At 45.4% G+C, this 16,782-nt stretch carries 19 protein-coding genes and 2 pseudogenes; 7 read left to right on the top strand and 14 right to left on the bottom strand.

From position 1 onward, the window contains the following. Positions 1-47: 47 nt before the first annotated feature. A complete protein-coding gene (locus QWY22_RS09975) occupies positions 48-974 on the top strand; it encodes a bifunctional helix-turn-helix transcriptional regulator/GNAT family N-acetyltransferase (RefSeq protein WP_300984284.1) in 927 nt (308 codons plus the stop codon). A gap of 46 nt (positions 975-1,020) precedes the next feature. On the opposite strand, the gene QWY22_RS09970 is transcribed toward QWY22_RS09975, so the two are convergent. Beyond that, positions 1,021-1,551 carry a cupin domain-containing protein gene (locus QWY22_RS09970; RefSeq protein ID WP_300984283.1) on the bottom strand — a complete coding sequence of 177 codons (531 nt, stop codon included), beginning with the start codon at positions 1,549-1,551 and terminating at the stop codon, positions 1,021-1,023. A 77-nt stretch (positions 1,552-1,628) separates the two neighbouring features. Between QWY22_RS09970 and QWY22_RS09965 the strand changes: the two are divergent. Then, positions 1,629-2,047, top strand: a pseudogene (locus tag QWY22_RS09965) (GNAT family N-acetyltransferase). Positions 2,048-2,077: 30 nt separating this feature from the next. After that, the gene (locus QWY22_RS09960; RefSeq protein ID WP_300984282.1) at positions 2,078-2,227 is read left to right on the top strand and encodes a hypothetical protein; all 150 of its coding nucleotides are present in this window, start codon (positions 2,078-2,080) and stop codon (positions 2,225-2,227) included. Between the two features lie 47 nt (positions 2,228-2,274). Here QWY22_RS09960 and QWY22_RS09955 read toward each other — a convergent pair whose 3' ends face one another. Together QWY22_RS09955 and QWY22_RS09950 are read right to left on the bottom strand one after the other, a co-directional pair. Then, positions 2,275-2,469: a hypothetical protein gene (locus tag QWY22_RS09955; RefSeq protein ID WP_300984281.1), complete on the bottom strand. Its 195-nt coding sequence runs from the start codon at positions 2,467-2,469 to the stop codon at positions 2,275-2,277. Then, positions 2,466-3,077, bottom strand: coding sequence for a hypothetical protein (locus QWY22_RS09950; protein WP_300984280.1), 612 nt, complete (start codon positions 3,075-3,077; stop codon positions 2,466-2,468). The genes QWY22_RS09955 and QWY22_RS09950 overlap by 4 nt, the downstream gene beginning before the upstream one ends. Positions 3,078-3,373: 296 nt before the next feature. Between QWY22_RS09950 and QWY22_RS19590 the strand changes: the two genes are divergently transcribed. Beyond that, entirely contained in the window at positions 3,374-3,583 is a 210-nt protein-coding gene (locus tag QWY22_RS19590; RefSeq protein WP_367281309.1) for a type I restriction-modification enzyme R subunit C-terminal domain-containing protein, read from the top strand. Between the two features lie 575 nt (positions 3,584-4,158). Here the strand turns inward: QWY22_RS19590 and QWY22_RS09945 are convergent. Further along, on the bottom strand, positions 4,159-4,548 hold the full coding sequence (locus QWY22_RS09945) for a VOC family protein (RefSeq protein ID WP_300984279.1): 390 nt from the start codon (positions 4,546-4,548) through the stop codon (positions 4,159-4,161). Positions 4,549-4,828: 280 nt separating this feature from the next. On the opposite strand from QWY22_RS09945, the gene QWY22_RS09940 reads away from it, so the two are divergent. Next, the gene (locus QWY22_RS09940; RefSeq protein WP_300984278.1) at positions 4,829-5,656 is read left to right on the top strand and encodes an AraC family transcriptional regulator; all 828 of its coding nucleotides are present in this window, start codon (positions 4,829-4,831) and stop codon (positions 5,654-5,656) included. A 51-nt stretch (positions 5,657-5,707) separates the two neighbouring features. Here QWY22_RS09940 and QWY22_RS09935 read toward each other — a convergent pair whose 3' ends face one another. The 3 genes and pseudogenes from QWY22_RS09935 to QWY22_RS09925 form a co-directional block, all read right to left on the bottom strand. Next, positions 5,708-6,265 (bottom strand): hypothetical protein, encoded by a 558-nt coding sequence (locus QWY22_RS09935; RefSeq protein WP_300984277.1) that lies wholly within the window; start codon positions 6,263-6,265, stop codon positions 5,708-5,710. Between the two features lie 515 nt (positions 6,266-6,780). Next, positions 6,781-7,716: an NADP-dependent oxidoreductase gene (locus QWY22_RS09930; protein WP_300984276.1), complete on the bottom strand. Its 936-nt coding sequence runs from the start codon at positions 7,714-7,716 to the stop codon at positions 6,781-6,783. A 144-nt stretch (positions 7,717-7,860) separates the two neighbouring features. Further along, a pseudogene (locus QWY22_RS09925) lies at positions 7,861-9,455 on the bottom strand (long-chain-fatty-acid--CoA ligase). Positions 9,456-9,959: 504 nt separating this feature from the next. Here QWY22_RS09925 and QWY22_RS09920 point away from each other — a divergent pair. After that, positions 9,960-10,730: an alpha/beta fold hydrolase gene (locus QWY22_RS09920; protein WP_300984275.1), complete on the top strand. Its 771-nt coding sequence runs from the start codon at positions 9,960-9,962 to the stop codon at positions 10,728-10,730. Between the two features lie 8 nt (positions 10,731-10,738). Here the strand turns inward: QWY22_RS09920 and QWY22_RS09915 are convergent, their stop codons facing one another. The 5 genes from QWY22_RS09915 to QWY22_RS09895 form a co-directional block, all read right to left on the bottom strand. Then, complete coding sequence (locus tag QWY22_RS09915; RefSeq protein WP_300984274.1) at positions 10,739-10,963, bottom strand: hypothetical protein; 225 nt, start codon at positions 10,961-10,963, stop codon at positions 10,739-10,741. Between the two features lie 41 nt (positions 10,964-11,004). After that, the gene (locus tag QWY22_RS09910) at positions 11,005-11,556 is read right to left on the bottom strand and encodes a P-loop nucleotide/nucleoside kinase family protein (protein WP_300984273.1); all 552 of its coding nucleotides are present in this window, start codon (positions 11,554-11,556) and stop codon (positions 11,005-11,007) included. A gap of 135 nt (positions 11,557-11,691) precedes the next feature. Beyond that, on the bottom strand, positions 11,692-12,177 hold the full coding sequence (locus QWY22_RS09905; RefSeq protein ID WP_300984272.1) for a tetratricopeptide repeat protein: 486 nt from the start codon (positions 12,175-12,177) through the stop codon (positions 11,692-11,694). A 47-nt stretch (positions 12,178-12,224) separates the two neighbouring features. After that, complete coding sequence (locus QWY22_RS09900; protein ID WP_300984271.1) at positions 12,225-12,692, bottom strand: GNAT family N-acetyltransferase; 468 nt, start codon at positions 12,690-12,692, stop codon at positions 12,225-12,227. Beyond that, the gene (locus tag QWY22_RS09895; protein WP_300984270.1) at positions 12,673-13,398 is read right to left on the bottom strand and encodes a DUF5694 domain-containing protein; all 726 of its coding nucleotides are present in this window, start codon (positions 13,396-13,398) and stop codon (positions 12,673-12,675) included. Before QWY22_RS09895 ends, QWY22_RS09900 begins: the two co-directional genes overlap by 20 nt. Positions 13,399-13,699: 301 nt before the next feature. Between QWY22_RS09895 and QWY22_RS09890 the strand changes: the two genes are divergently transcribed. Beyond that, positions 13,700-13,846, top strand: coding sequence for a hypothetical protein (locus tag QWY22_RS09890; RefSeq protein WP_300984269.1), 147 nt, complete (start codon positions 13,700-13,702; stop codon positions 13,844-13,846). 357 nt (positions 13,847-14,203) lie between these two features. Here QWY22_RS09890 and QWY22_RS09885 read toward each other — a convergent pair whose 3' ends face one another. Both QWY22_RS09885 and QWY22_RS09880 read right to left on the bottom strand, forming a co-directional pair. Then, positions 14,204-15,919, bottom strand: a complete 1,716-nt coding sequence (locus QWY22_RS09885) for a sensor histidine kinase (RefSeq protein ID WP_300984268.1) — start codon at positions 15,917-15,919, stop codon at positions 14,204-14,206. Then, positions 15,916-16,623 (bottom strand): response regulator transcription factor, encoded by a 708-nt coding sequence (locus tag QWY22_RS09880; RefSeq protein WP_300984267.1) that lies wholly within the window; start codon positions 16,621-16,623, stop codon positions 15,916-15,918. The genes QWY22_RS09885 and QWY22_RS09880 overlap by 4 nt, the downstream gene beginning before the upstream one ends. Between the last annotated feature and the right edge of the window lie 159 nt (positions 16,624-16,782).

Genomic DNA, 16,782 nt, shown 5'->3' with positions numbered 1-16,782 from the left:
TATTCTATGCGTAATTAAAAATTCTGAAAACTAAAGGGGTGATGAGTGTGGCAGACTTGGCAAAAATTGAAGAGATCCGCCGGTTCAACCGGCATTATGCCAACATTCTCGGCAAAATTGACCAGGAAATCTATCATAAGCCATATCCGTTAAGCGAAGCCCGCGTCCTTGCTGAGCTTTACGGGAAAACCGGCATCACTGCAACGGAAATCCGCGAGAAACTGGGCATTGACCGGGGCTATATGAGCCGCATCACCCAGAAATTCGAAGACGACAAGCTCATTTCCAAAAAACAAGCACCATCCGACAAACGACAGCATTTGCTTCACTTGACCAACTACGGGGAGAAAGTTCATTTGGCATTGGTGGACGAAGCCAATAAAGAAGTCGCAAAGATGATTGAATTGCTGACTTCGAAGCAACTGGAGCAATTGACAGCTGCCATGCATACTGTGGAAAAGTTGCTGAATCATGAAGAGCCGCACGCACCGCGCGTCCGCATCCGGCCGTTTCAGCCCGGGGAACTGGGGTATGTTTCTTATCTGCACGGCCGTCTTTACAAAAAGACCTATGGCTTCAGTGAGCTCTTTGAATACTACGTCATGAAGGGCTTATCGGATTTTCTGGTGGACCGACAAGGCGGCGAAATGTGGATTGCGGAAGTGGACGGGGAAATCGCGGGTTCGATTGCCATTACGCGCGTAGAGGGCAATACCGCTCAATTGAGATGGTTTGTGCTCGATGAACGGTTCCAGGGCCTAGGCATTGGCAAAAGCCTGATAGACACAGCCCTGGCGTTTTGCCGGTCCCAGAACTACCGCCATGTTTTCTTATGGACCGTCAACATCCTTGAAGCCGCACGGCATCTGTATGGCAAATACGGGTTTGAACGCACCGAGCAAAAACCGAATGCCGAATGGACGGATCAGGAATTGATTGAAGAACGTTGGGATCTGGAGATGGATCTTCATTAAAGATGCACCCGGTTATCAACCAAGCGCCGAAAAGGAATTTTTTCTCTTATCGTTTGGTATTTCGTAAAATTAATCTTACCGGAATGAGTATCGTATAAAGAATTTTTTGGATGATCCACGGTGGCTTAGTCACTCGGATGTCATCTTGATGCTGGAGCCCGAGGTGTGATGTAATCAAAAGAGGCGGCATCCCGTTGCTGTCCAGTTTTCCCGCATTGGCCAAAGCGAAATAAGATTTAAAGAACTGTTCGATTGTTAAAGCCGGCGTAAACCGTTGGATCGTGTGCGCTTCCATGGGGCTTGCATTCCAGAAATAGTGGGGGACCCCTGGTGGAATGACGATTTTTTCTCCCGCTTTAACAATTTGGACACGGCCGTTGATTGAAAAGCGCACTTCGCCAGACAGCACTTCAGCCGAGCTTTCTTGTTTCGGATGAATATGCTCCGGCTCTTTTTCAGTAGACGGGGGATTAAACGTTTCTATTTCCAGTAATTGTCCGTTTGTGTCCTTTGCCGTTTGACGGAAAATCATGCGTTGACCTGAGCGCAGATTGGTAATGGTTTGTTGTGGTGCCATTTTGCTAACCTCCTTAATTAACTAATTTGGCTATACAAAGATCAAATACAATAGGAAAAGACAGGAGCTGGGATTTTATGGATTCCTCAAAAGATGTTCGGATTACAGTAGAACCGCCAGCAAGATATGAAGAAGTTTTTCGGTTGTACCAAGAGTTAAATTGGGATTCGCTTGGCCTGACAGTTGCGGAGCTGCAGAACATGTGCCAGCAAAGCTGGTACGTGGCTGTATGCGCACAGGCAATAAGTTGGTTGGAATGGGACGGATTGTCTCAGATGGCGTGATTACCGGACTGATCTGCGGAGTTGGTGTTTTGCCAAGCTATCAAGGTGTTGGCATTGGACGCATGTTGATGAATGGTCTGATTGAGCAATGCGACCATCACCGGATTATTCCACAGCTGATGTGCACTGAAGATTTGGAATCGTATTATGAGGCGATGGGGTTTAAGAAGTTCGCCATTGGCATGACTCGAGAACGGAAAAAAGAATCCTAATGAATCTTAAGCATATTTGAGAAGAGAGAGGTGCAAATCGACACACTGCTCCAGGGCGTAGAGAGCAGCAACTGGCTGAAATTGCCGGGAGTGGACAATGCCTCTGAGACAGACCATTTGCTGAACAAAGTGCACGAATGGATCTCGCGCTTAGAAGAGGTGGACATATTATTTATATAGGTATACCAAAAAGGAGGAGGGACTTCGCAGTAAAGAGAAAAACCCCTCTATTGAGGAGTCTTTTTCAAAGTCCGTCTCTTCTCCATCAATCTCTTGATGTCGAATGGCAGCCAGACAAGCAACGGAATGAAGCCGATTAGAATGATCGTCGCGTTGGAAGCCGGCAGAAGAAAGTAGACGAGTAGCATCAATGCAATGGCAATGAGATACTTGGTAAAGAAACTTTTCACTTTGTTCTTCATGATTCATCGCCGCCCCATGCTATCCAGATTTTTTCATCCGCTGTCTTGTATTCCCGAAGCTGAGTGTAGTTGCTCTTCTTCCAAATTTTCAGGTGCTGCTTTTCTAACATGTAGCTTCCTGCGAACCGGAAGTCTTTCTTGGCTGAAAAGTAGCCGGTCTTCAGCTTCCATGTAATGACCAGGGCCGCTACCGGTGCTGCAAGCTTCCCGACATACGGAATCAGCCCCAGGATGGCCGTAGTGATGATGGCTACAGTCGCTTTTTCCTCTATGGTAATTTTGTAGTTTTTCCATTTGCCATAGTTCCATTTCGTCGGCTTCGTGGCAGCGACTTCGTTCACACGCACCGCTTTCAATATCCTGAACTGTTCCTGCTCTTCGTTCTCTGAAAGGAAGTCCGCTGTTAAGGAAGTGAATGTCCCTGTCCGCCTGTCAAACGTCACCAGCATTTTGCCTTCTTCGCTATTGATGAAGGTTGTCACGATACTGCCGACCACCAGTTGGCTGAACACCGATCCACTGGGCATCTGTTCTTTTTCTGCATTGGCCGACTGCGAAGGCATCAGAAAAAAGAACAGCAAGACGAAAGAGATTCCAAGCCTGGACACCTTGCTTCCTCCTTAACAGAATATTTAGATTTTATTAACAATATAGCATGAATGCCAAATAAAAGAAACGGCAGATGACAAAATAACCCTGCAAATCCATTAAAACAAATGCCGGACACACAGAAGGAAACACTTCAAGTCGACAAAATGCTGACACTTGGAGCGCTTTCGAAGTTATTTAAAGATGAAAGCGAATTGCGAGGAATGTGGTCAAATCCATTAATCAGGAGAGTGTTTTTAGAAGACTTAACAAATTTTGTTTTTGGCAAAGATGAGTTGTTGCATTACAAAATTTAATTAATGCCGAGAGTAGCGATATAGTTGAGGTTCTTGAATATGTTTCTTATGCGATACAAGCCGTTTTGAGAAAAGAAAGAGTAGCGCAGGCTAAAAACGATACTTTCAAAAAGTTAAGTGACAATGAAAAGGAATTTTTAGAGTTTGTCTTATCGAAGTATATTGAAACTGGGTTTGAAGAGTCAGACCAAGAGAAACTTCCTCATTAATTGACATTAAAATATAATATTATGTCAGATGCAGTGACAAAGCCTGGTGGTGTAACTAATAGTCAATCTACATTTTCAGATTTTCAAAAGCATGTATATCAACATAAAATAATTTCTTTAATGTAAAAGGGAAGAATACATAAAGCTTATGTCATTAAAGTAAAGATTCTATTGTCGCTCGACAAGAGGGCGGGAAATCAAGGCCTCAACTTCTTAAAAAATAATTAAGTTGACATAATATAAATTATCGGAAGTATCGTTTCATTTAAAAAGTATACTTAAGACAGTGAGACGAAACCGATTTTTAGGTTCATTTTGAGCTATTTTTGACGTTTTCGTTTTTTTGCTGTTTTGGTGCATTTTACTCGAATTTACGTATTCAACTCGATCGGCACATTGATTTTTGTTTGAGTTGTCTTACGGAAAAAATAAATCGATTTCGTCTCATTGAAATCATTTGGTTGCTGTGAGATTTCTTTCTGTTAAAGTTTCTGTGCCATTGAACCATCTTTAACTAGTTGTTGAACTGATCTCGTACAAGTTCAGTTCTTCATACTTATTATTGCTTGCTGTCTTTACATCACCAGCAAATTCCACCGGTGTCCATCCAAATCGCAAAATCCCGCTCCGTACATGCCATTTGTTTCGCCAGGCTCGCTGAAGATCTTGCCGCCTGCCTGAATCACTTTTTCGCACATCTCCTGGACTTCTTCACGCGAATCTGCTGAAATCGACAGCAATACTTCTGTGCTTACGGCTGTATCCGTCATCGGATTTCGTGCAAATCCTTCCAAAGTAGCTTCAGGAAATAACATAATCATGGAATTGTGTTCACCCACCACAATACCCGCCATCTGCTCACTGTCCGAAAACCGCTCGTTTACCGTAAAATTCAAGCTCTGGAAAAACTCCTTTGATCTGTTCAAATCTTTTACCGGCAAATTGATCCAAAAATCCGTCGCCATTCCGCTCATCCTTTCTGTCATTTAAATTTTTCGTTTGTGGCCGCTGGGTGTATCGCCATTATAGTGCTGATTTATATGTTTTACTACCGTAACCGTTCAATTTATTTAAATTTTCAGATATCTATACTTCTGCTGCTGAAAGTGATTCAGTTATAAGTTAGTTTCTATTAATTCTTGCTGCTGGACGGAACAAAACTTCTCTTTTCTCCGCTTTTTACAATATTTTATATTAATTCTTGCTATAATGGACGTATTATCCTTTTAGAAACGAGTGCCTGCCATGGACCCAAACCAATTTCCTTTTATTTTTCATTCTGCCGACCTCATTCACTGCTCGAACGATACACGGCACATTAAACCGCTCCATGTCCATCCGGAATCGTGCGAGATCATCCTTGTTTTGGAGGGCCAAAGCCGCTTTTCCATTAACCAAAAAACCTATAACGCAGCCCCCGGTTCCTTGGTGCTTTGCAATGCCGGAGACTGGCACGCAGAAGCATCCATTAAAGGCCAAGCGTACAGCTGCCTGTCTCTCAGCTGCTCCGGCCAATTGATGGATGAGCTTGAGCTTCACCAACTGCGGCCGCCTCACCTGCCTCCGGTACACCGACCAGCCGAGTTTGAACGCCTGAAGTCGTTTGGTCTGCAATTGATGGCAGAAAACAGCAGCTCCTACGCAAATAAGCATGAAATCGCTGGCCATTTGCTCGGGGTTTTTCTCGGCATCTTGAAACGTTCCTTGGCTGAGCCGAACCGACCAGCAACCGATCACCAACAGCATATCCGTATGGCCAAACGCTTTATCGAAGAAAATGCGCACCGGACACTGACGTTGGAACTGCTTTCCGCAGAAATCGGCTTGAGCAAATACTACCTTGCCCGGGTCTTTAAAGAACAGACCAACATGAGTCCAATTCAGTATGCCATTCAATGCCGCATTGGATTGGCACAGTATTTGCTGCAGCACACCGATGCCTCTATCCAGCAAATTGCCCAACGCACCGGCTACAAAAGCGAAACGCATTTCCAACAGGCCTTCAAAAAAGCCGCCGGACAGACGCCTGGCAAGTACCGTACCTACATGAAAGAACAGCAAAATCATACATAACAATCATGAAAACAAGCTGCGTTCATTTTTATGAAGGCAGCTTGTTTTCATTTATTCTATTCGTTCATTAAATAAATTGTAGAGTTCTTTTTCCTGATACGTTTTGAAGAGTAATTCTTTGGTGTCAAAAACGAGAATGACGGGAAGCTTCTCAATACCCAGTTCTTTCTTGTAATCCACTTCAACAGGTAAAGTTTCTTCTGTAGGCGGCAGCACTTTTACTTTTTGCCCAGGCTTGAAATCCTTCAATTCTGCCGGGTCGCCGTTTTCAAGTTCCATCCTGGTCTCTTCTGTGATGAATGCCTGAAAACCATAACCAATATCCGGCACGGCATGTTCCAAAGGCACATGCCGATTGATCCATTCTGTATGATCCACGTACAAGGATTGTGCTGAAGGATTCGTTTCGCCAATTTTGCCGATCAATTCTTCGTCGTTAAATTGTCGGCTTTCTGGCGATCCCTTATCTTCCGCTTTTAGTTTGTCTTCTTCTATTTGCCCGCATGCAGCAAGCAAACTTATAAATAAACAACAAAGCATACATATCATTTTCCTCAATTCCACTATCGTTCCTCCCTTTTGCACATCCGCCAGTTTTTCTTTTCTCATTTTTAATTGGTCTGTTACAAACTAAGTCGTTATTAGATTGTTTAAAGTTTCATATTATCCAGCAGTTGAAAATATACAAACGTTTTTTTGTCTCAATAAAAAACCAAATGCCCTGTGAGACAGCATCCTTTCGATAGAATCTTGTAATTGACCCCCAAAAAAAGAGGCAAAAGCTTATTCGCTTTTGCCTCTTACAGGTTACTTGTTGCTGCGCTTACTGAATTTATAGACTACAAACACCATGATGAGCGGGACGCCGACCATTAAGGCAAAAATCGCAACAGCGGCGATCATTTGAAAACTAGATGTGTCGTTCACGAGTGCATTCTCCTTTATCTGTAGACGGCTTGTCTCTTTTCTTCGATTCTACACCATTTCCAGCGGTTAGCGGGGGCTTTTCCGTTTCTTTGGCCATTTCCTTTTAAAAGCAGGTTCACCAGCAGACAAAATTAAAACCGGAAGCCTGGCACTTCCGGTTTTTCGATCTAAATCAAAATTTGCGTCCAGAATTCGGCTCACTTCACCCGGATGACGATTTTGCCTTTCGCGTGGTGCGTCTCGCTGAGTGCATGTGCATCTTGCAGCCCTTGCTCGCTCAAGTCGAACACTTTGCCGATGACGGGCTTTAATTGTCCTTTTTCGTAAAGGCCTGCCAACTCCTGCAATTGATCGCCTTGCGGCTCAAGCCAATAAGAGCTCGCGTGAACGCCGTATTTGGCTGCGTCTTGTTCGGACGGCATCCCGGCGATCGATACCAAGCGTCCGCCTTTTTTCAGGACCTGAAAGCTTTTGTCGAGCACGTCCCCGCCCAGCGCATCAAGTACAATGTCGTAATCGCTCAAGACGTCTTCAAACTGTTCGGTTTTGTAGTCAATGACAAGATTTGCGCCAAGGGATTTGACAAAGTCCTCGTTTTCCTTGCTGGCAGTCGTTGCAACGTAGGCGCCGAAGCTTTTGGCGATCTGGATGGCAAAGTTTCCGACACCGCCGGCACCGGCATGGACCAGAACCTTATCGCCTTCTTTGATTTTTGCCACATCGACCAGGGTTTGCCAGGCCGTCAACCCGGCGAGCGGAATCGCAGCCGCTTCTTCAAACGTCATGTTCTCCGGCATGCGGGCGAGCAAATTCTCTTTCACCGGCACGAATTCTGCATAGGTGCCTTGGCGAGTCGTCGCAGGACGGGCGAATACCCGGTCACCGACCTTGAAGTCGTGTACCGCTTCACCGACTTCAGCAATGACGCCGGCTGCATCCCAGCCGAGAATAATCGGAAATTCGAACGGCAGCCGCTCTTTCAAATAGCCTTCACGCAGTTTCCAGTCAATCTGGTTGATGGACGTTGCGTGTATCTCCAACAACACCTGATTTTCAGAAATCTGCGGACGCTCCAGCTCTTTTTCCTTTAATTGCTCTTTGCCGCCGTATTGTTCAATTACAATTGCCTTCATGAATAACTTGCCCCTTCCTTGAATTCAGTTTTTCTGCATACATTCTCTTTGTTTCCCGTTACTCGAGAAAAATGAAACATGTCGACTTTCTCCACCAAAAACACTCTTCGAACCCGATGCCGGATCCGAAGAGTGTTGGTATTTTTAGTTCACTTTTTTCGAGTTGTTCCAGTACATTTCACGCAAGCGGAACTTCTGCAGTTTACCGGTAGCGGTTTTTGGCAAGGCTTCCACAAAATCAATCGATTTCGGTGCTTTGAAATGAGCCATGTTGTCACGGGTGTAGGAAATGATATCCTGTTCCGTGACCTGTGCACCCGGCTGAAGGACAATGATCGCTTTTGGCACTTCGCCCCATTTCTCGTCCGGCACCGCAATGACGGCCACTTCCATGACGTCCGGATGCTTATAGAGCACGCCTTCGATTTCGGTGGAGGAAATGTTTTCACCGCCGGAGATGATCATGTCTTTGATGCGGTCCTGGATTTCGATATAGCCGTCTGGATAAGTTACAGCCAGGTCGCCCGTGTAGAACCAGCCATCCCGGATCGCTTCCGCCGTTTTTTCCGGGTCTTTGTAATAGCCGCTCATGACGACATTGCCGCGGGTCACGATTTCGCCGAGTTCTTTGCCATCCCAGGCGACTTCACGCCCGTCTTCCTGGTTGACGACTTTTGTCTCGCCGTTAAAAGCAAGTTCGATGCCTTGGCGCGCTTTGATTGTCGCTTGCTCTTCCGGTGTTCTTGATTCGAATTCCTTTTTCCATTCGTTATACAAGATAAATGGAGACGTCTCGGTTAAACCGTAGACGTGAATCATATTCAACCCAAGAATATCCTGCGCTTTGGCGATAAGTGCAGCAGCAGGCGGTGCTCCGGCTGTCGCCATGCGCGGATTGGTCGTAATCTTGATGTCTTTCGCTTTCGGTTCGTTGACGAGCATGTTGACGACTGTCGGTGCTCCGCACAGATGGAAATCTTGTGCTGATCAAACAACTCCAAAATCAGCGGCGGATCGACTTTCCGCAGGCAGACATGCGTCGCACCCGCTGCCGTAATCGCCCAGATGCCGCCCCAGCCGTTCGCGTGGAACATCGGCAAGGTGTGCAAGTAAACGTCGTCATGCACGACATTTAAGTGATGCAGGAAGTTCGCGGCATTGAGGTAATTGCTGCGGTGCGTCAGCATGACGCCTTTTGGATTGGACGTGGTGCCGCTGGTGTAATTCAAAGTCAGCATTTGGTTTTCGTCAATGTCCACTTGCGGTAGCTGAACGTCTTCCGTTACATCGCTGATAAATTCTTCATAAGCCACACCGTTAATGGCCGACTCGCATCCTGCGACTTCCACGATGATGAATTTTTCGATCGGCAGCTGATCCTGGATGTCTTCAATAAGTTTCCCGAACTCGGCATCAACAATGAGCATTTTTGCATCGCTGTGGTTGATGATGTATTCCAGGTCTTTCGCCGTCAGGCGGTAGTTGAGCGGCACCATGACCGCACCCAGCTGGCAAATGCCGTAAAAGCATTCCAGCATGTAATGGGTATTGGGCAGCATCACCGCGACGTGATCGCCCGCTTGAATCCCTGCGTTATGTAAAGCAATGGACAACTGATCTGTGCGCTTGCCGAACTCTTTGTATGTAAAGCGTTTGTGTTCGTCAATCACCGCAATTTTCTCCGGGTAGTATTTAATGGCGCGGCGTTTCCAATCGAGTGGCGTTAAAGCAGCAAACATGGCAATTCCCCTTCCAAATCTGTATTTAACTAACATGTGTTATAACACAGTATAAGTATAGAGCAAAACTGTGTCAAATGAGTTTTTGGAATTGCATGAATTCTTACGACAGAAATAAAGGCGGGCGTTTTTCCTGCCAGAGTGGTTTAATGGAATCTTCATATAAGAGTTTGATGTGTTGAACGCGTGCTGGAAGCACTACATAATTGCCGGTGTGCTTCTGAGATATGCGTCACTACCAAATCAATCGTTTTTAGAATTTCCGAATTTACCTAGCCAATTTATTTTCAGCAATACACACATTCCAACACGAATATGCGTTACAACTTACTAGGTGTTTTTATTTTACCTGTATCTAAAGTTTGCAATTAAATCCTGCCGCATGAAACTTTCGGAAATAATCGATGTTTCCTGAAACTTTTCACCCAAAAGAAACGTATGTATAGAAGATGACAATATACAGAATTGTAAAATGATGTATTTCAAAAAGAAAGGAGGAATATCATGAAGCTGTCTTATCAGGAATACGGAAATTTGCGGGCGCCGCTGGTCGTCTTTGTGCATGGCGGCGGGGTTGGCGGTTGGATGTGGGACAGGCAAATCCGCCATTTTAGAAACTACCACGTGGTGGTGCCGGAACTGAACTGTGCAGAAAACGCCTCTGCTTTTTCAATTGCCGGAAGTGCGGAGCGCCTGATTGCGTTGATTGAAGAAAAGCGGCAAAACAAGCCGGTCATTGCCATCGGATTTTCGCTCGGTGCGCAAGTGGTGTTGGCCGCGATTGGCCAGAAGCTGGACCTGGTGGATTACGCCATGCTCAACAGTGCGCTTGTAAAGCCGGTGCCGTTTAAAAACACCCTCGCCCGATCTTCTGCCTTGTTCCAGCCGCTGGCTAAAAACAAAGCGTTCTCGAAGCTCCAGGCGAAATCGCTTTACATAGGAGACAGTTATTTTGAAGCTTATTACCGCGACAGTCGCCGCATGAAAAAGCGTGAATTGGCCCGCATGCTGAAAGAAAACATGTCGTTTGCGCTGCCGGAGAACTTCAAATATGCCCAGGCGGACATCCTGGTAACAGTTGGCGAGAAAGAACGCGGCGTCATGAAAGCATCGATGACGGAAATTCTAAAAAGCAATCCGAATTGCCGGGGAATCGTTTTTCCAGATATCGGCCACGGCATTTCTTTTGCAAAACCCGAGCTGTTCAACCGCGTCATTGAACGGTGGCTCGCGGACCGCGTGTTTCCCGAGCAAGTCATTGTCTTAAACGACTGAAGCAAACCTCAGGAGGGTTTATTCTCCTTGTTCGCCCGTGCGGCGGATATCCACCGATCTAGCAAGTCGGAACCAAAAGCTGCCCCCATGCCGGTCCATAGAATGGCGAATTTCGAAACGAGTTCGCGTTCATACAGGACACCATATGCCAAGTCTGCGATTAGCAGCAGCACCATGGCATAAAATCCGGTAATGGCCGCTTTGTTCCAGCTTGCTATTTCTTTTTGATTCATTTTTTAAAAAAAGATTGTCATGCGCTCTCCACTTTATTCATTTATTCTTCCTCTCCCTTAACGATTTCAACAACTCGCCGGATGGCGTTTGCCGTTTCATCGGTCTGAATAATGGTAATCAAGACATCTGCTTCACTTTCCGAAAGGGCAATGGCCTCTGTCTGTTGCCCGTCCAGCACTTCTTTAAAAGAAGCGGCGGTCCGCAGGATATTTGTAGAGCGGGTGCTTGCTGCCACTCGTTCCCTAAGGACAGAATCCGGGATATTCAAATGAACGAGTATGCTCGTGAAGCCTTTGCTGTGAAATTCCTCAAGTAGCGCTCTGCGGCTGTTCATCTTGAGGTTTGAATTGCTCAAAATGAGGTGGCAATCCGTTTCGTTCACTGCATAATCAACAACGGCCCGGGTCAAGGCGTATTTCAGAAGATTTGGACCGTCACTAGGCACTAAACGCGGATATTGCAACTGGAGAAACTCTGCGTGACTGTCCTGATCAATGACTACGGCATTCACCAATTTCTTTTCCAATTCGTTTGCGAATGTTGTTTTTCCGCTATGGGTTTTCCCGACCGTCATGATGATGTATCTGTTCATTTTTCGAAACTCCCATCTTAGTAAAGTTCAGGAAATCCAATGGGTTCAGCCATTAGAGATTGTTTGGGAGAGCGCCTGTTTTACAAACTCCTGGATTTTGCTGCCACATTATTCGCTCCTACTACCTGAGCATTTTCATTCCCAAACTTCATTTAACTTATCCGAATAAAACCGAATGGCATTTTTGTATTTAAATATCTCTTCATCACGAGTCGTTTCAATTAAGCATTCAAGCAGCAACTGCATTGCAGTTCCATGTTCTTCAAGATTGAATAAAGTCATGGCGTAAAATGTTTGAATCGCTTTATTCTCCGGGAAAAGCGCAATACCTTTCAAGAAGACCTCTTTTGATTTTTGATATGCACCAAGTGTCCGGTAAGTGCTTCCGAGACCAAGCAATGCACCTTCTAATTCGTTGCCGGCTAATCCAAGACCGATTGCTCGTTCATAATAAGCAACAGCTCTGGATTCCTCGCCTAATAGATCTAAACTCCACGCACATTGATATTGAATATAGGGAAAATCAGGATGCGCCTTTGCCAATCCGAGCAAAATCTCTTTGGACTCTTCGAACTTTCCAGCCTCCCGTAATCGAATCGCTTTATCTAATGCTGCGTCCATTTTCCCACTCCTCATTTATCGATTAGTTTTTTCTTAGACAGAAGTTCTTACGCCAGGAAACCCCTCATTCGAATTACTTTTCCGCCAAGCTCTAAACCGATTTCTTCCATTCCAGCATTCCGATAAAACGAAAGAGCCGGCAAATTTGAAGGAGAAACACGAAGATGGTATTCCTTAACCCCGTTTTCTATAAAAAAGTTCAAAGCATATTCATGTAAAGTTTTCCCTAAACCGAGACCTCTTTTATCTGGAATCAAATAATACAAGTTTACATATCCAATACTTCGCTCTTCATATACGGTAAGTGTTAGTTCAAGTTGGCCGATTGGTCGTTCATCTTCCATAACTACCATAAATCCGTCCGGAAATTGAAGGGATTTTGCAGCCACCCACTTGAGGTAATCTTCTTCATCTCCAAATTCTTGAGTGGAACCAAAACTAACGGCAAAAGAATCTTTTCGAAATTGTATTAAAATTTCCCGCTGTGTTTCTAAATCAATTCGTTTGATGATCATTGATTTCATTCACCTCTAAAGAAGCAGCGAATGGATTAATCACTCGGTAACCCCGACCTTCAAAAAGCTTTTTCAAACTCCATAGATGATCACGGCCGATTAAAAGCAAAACTCGTTCCTTAGGAGAGTCAATCACATCAACCACATGTTTAAAAATCATGAGTTCCCGCCAATTCCATTTTCGGAGAAATTCAGCGCCGATATATTCTTCGTTCTCTGCGACCGAGATAAATGAAAGATAAATCCTTTCCAATACGGATAGCTGCGACGGATTATTCAAACTCTCAAAAATGGCATAAAGCGAGACAGCCTCATCCATTTGAGCATCTTTTTCCGAAAAATCAGCAAGTTCTTTCTGAATGGCCGGATAACGCGAAGAAATTGCACCATACAACTTTTCCATGTCTTCAGGTGTCAAGTTACCTTCATAATCGATGGCTTGTACGTTTTTCAACTTCAGTTTTTTTGCTATGCGAAATCCTATTTGTTCAATTTCATTTTGACCGTAGCTTTTCTCAGTTTCTAAAAAGCGCTTCGTTAAATCCTTTTGTAAAGGTTGTTGCCATTCAACAGCAATTTTAGATGGTTTAAATTCAGATAGATATCCAGCTAGTTTTTCAATTTCAAATTCACGCTCTTTTATAAGTTCTACTTGTTGTTCAAAATGAAATGTTCCGACTAAAATAATTTCAGGTTTCAAAGACACTGCGGTTTTTCCTCCATTTCTTTGTACTGGCATTGTAATTTGGTTATTTTAAATTCTCTTTTTTTGTTGCTTGCTGTTTTTTGATTTTAATAACACTTATGTAATGATGTATTTAAGGAAGAAAAAAAGACAAAACTGCTTAAAAGCCGACAATTCAAAAGCCTTCTCCACTTCCCTCTTTATCGTACTGAAATCTCCGCTTTATTAATAGCCAAATTTTCCATTTATTAGATTTTCAGTTAGTGTTAGGATATAACCATGGCAAGTGCTTAAATATATGCTATCCCTAGGAGGAATTCTTGTGATTCAATTCATGGATGATATTGTAGGTGCAATTGTAGATAATATTAAATTAATCGGCTATTTCCTTGCCGGGGTTTTGGGCGTTAGTGCTGCCTTTTATGCAATCGCCGGTGCATTCGATATCATTGCGGCGCTGTTTTATTGAACCACGAATTCTCTTCTGCTTAATACCCGGTCATAGCCAGAACCTTCTAATACAGTGCAATCAAGTAAATTTAGGCCGCCTAATCGGATAATCCAACACCTTATAAGGAAATTAAAAGTCCCGCCTCCTAAGACAACTGTCTTGGAGGTGGGACTTTCCTGTCGCGGTATTATTTTTGAATCCAGTTCCGGTGCAAAATTCGAAAGCTTGTTTGGCCAAAACATCGCTTGCCCCTTTCCACCAGACAGAGCTCTCTTAGAAGCTTCGTTTTAGTTACTGTCCTCTTCACTGTGTTTCGCTGTATAAATTTTCATTACCTTACCACGGCAGATTCCCTAATCAAGAAAATTTAAAAATTTATTGCATCGGCACCATGAGCCGCACCGTTGTGCCGCTTCCAGATTCACTAGTTACTTTGATCGAGCCGCCGTGCAGCCCAACCAATTGCTTCGTGATTGCCATGCCAAGGCCGGAGCCGTTTCCGGAATCCACGGTGTTCGATCCGCGGTAATAGCGCTCGAACAGCTTGTTGAGCATCTTTGGGTCCATGCCGGTACCGTCGTCTTCAATTCGGACGATGAATAAATGCTGCTCGATCGTTGACAAAGAAACGGTGATCATCGTTCCCGGCGGATTGTACTTTACGGCATTGGCAATCAAATTGTCGACGATGCGCTGGAACCATTTCGGATCGATTTCAGCCACAATGGACCGTGCAGCCGGCTGGAAATCAAATTCAAAAGCAGCGTTCGCCGGTTCATTAATGAATTGTATGATGGTGCGGCGCATGAATTCGTTCAGTTCCACCGGCTCTTTCGAAAGCGGCAAGGCGTTGTTTTTCAAGCGGAACGTTAAGGTCAAGTCTTCCAGCAGTTCCATCATATACCCCGATTTTTCATGGATGATGCCGGCAAACTCTTTTACTTCGGTAGTGGACCATTCGTAATTTTCAGCTTCCAGCAATTGAGCATAGCCTGAAATGGAAGACAGCGGCGTCTTGAGATCATGCGACAGTCCGCTGATCCAGTCTTCGCGCGTCTGATTGAGTTCGCGGCGCTGCACTTTGTGCTGCTTTAAGGTATCGGTCAATTGCTCTAACGTCTCAATCAAATCCTTGTACAGCCGGTATTTCCGCTTCAGCTTGCCTTTTTTGGTGTAGAGGGCCGGCTGGCCGCTTGCATCCTGCGGCGCTTCGTATTGGCGGCTGCCGAGGTTTTGGATCCACTGCATCATGACCAAAAGCGGCATGCCGAACTTCCGGGCATACCAAAACGTGCCGATGACTAAAGGCAAAAGCAGCAGAAGAAAAACGTAAATGAGCTTGCGGTCGGCAAAACTGTCCTCCAATAAAGAGGAAGGCGTTTCGGCAACTCCGACATATAAAGCGGTCTGGGTCACTTCATCCACCGTTACGGACGCCATCGGCCATTCCGCGGCCAGCCGGTCCAGTCCGTCCATCGATTCAGAAAGCTCGGGCGCCTCTTCCCCGAAGCGGTCCACCACTTCTCCATTTGCATCAACAAGCTGGACCCAAGCGTTTTCCGCCTGCAGCTTCTTTTCCATGTCCGCGGTCAAACCGAGTTGCTTTTGGCCCCAATCCACACCGGGTTCCAAAGCGGCCGTTAAGCCCGCTGCTTTGTTTTCTTTTTCGAACAATAAATACAGCGGATCCTCATCAAAGTATTCCAGTTTCCAATAAGCGCGTTCTTTGCCTGCCGAATCCGTCCCGAGAAGCCATGCCGCCAATTCGTTTGCCTTCATCCGGGAAGGCGTTTGTTCCGGCGCCTGGAAAGAATCAAGGACATATCCTTCTGCATCCACCACGAGGAGCTGGCCATTTTGTCGCTTGGCCAGTTCTTTTAACTCCGGATCGATGGATACGTTTTTTCCGTCAACCGATATTTTGCCGGTAAAGTAGGAACTTTCGGCTTTGGCAAGATCTTGGCGGGCATCCTGTTCTGTCAGCGAAAATCCGATAATGGCCCAAATGGCCAGGATGGTCACCAGGAAAACCGCTGACAACAAAAGAAGCTGAGTGAAAAATTGCAGCAGAAAGCGCTTGTGCAGATTCATAGGCTACCTGCCGGCACAAATTTATAACCCAGACCCCGCACCGTCACAATCAGTTTCGGACTGCTGGGGTCCTGTTCAATTTTCTCGCGCAGCTTTCGGATATGGACCATCACCGTATTGTCCTCGCCCAGAAATTCTTCACCCCAGACGTTTTCGTACAATTGGCTTTTGCTGAACAGCTGATTGGGGTGGCGGCAGAAAAACAGCAACAGCTGGTACACTTGTGCAGGCAGGTCCACCGGCTTGCCAACGAGCTTCACTTCCGCAGACTGTGTGTTGATGTACAACGGGCCGGCGCTGTAAATCGTCTGTTGGGTTTGGGCCGGGTTTTTGCCGCTTCGGCGCCTTAGATGGGCTTTCACGCGCGCCGCCACTTCCAGGGGATTGAAGGGCTTGGTGATGTAATCGTCCGCCCCAACCGCAAAGCCCGACAGTTTGTCCAAATCCGACGACCGGGCAGTCAAGAAAAAGATGGAAGCATCCGTCGTTTCCCGGATCAACGGACAGATGTCAAAACCGCTGCGCTCGGGTAGCGTGACATCGAGCAGGATCAAATCGTATGCCGTTTGCTTAGAGAGCGCCAGCGCTTCTTCGGCAGATCCCGCCGTATCAATTGAACGAAAGCCTTCTTTTGTTAAAATCGTTGTCAGCATATGTAAAATGGCGGGTTCATCATCTACAATTAATAAGTGAGGTTCATGCATCGTAAAAATCCTTTCTTTACCGTTTTCATGTAAATTATCATATCATTCCAAAAAGGGAAAAAGCGGAATTAAGGAAAAATTAAGGAACAGGTTTCATTCACTTAAGCTAAGGCATTTATACTAAAGTCAGCTTCAGAAATACATGCACGTTATGAAACG

The organism is Planococcus liqunii (genome assembly GCF_030413595.1).
Taxonomy (GTDB): domain Bacteria; phylum Bacillota; class Bacilli; order Bacillales_A; family Planococcaceae; genus Planococcus; species Planococcus liqunii.
The sequence above is the reverse complement of the archived record's forward strand: the minus strand, read 5'-3'. Positions and strand labels throughout refer to the sequence as shown.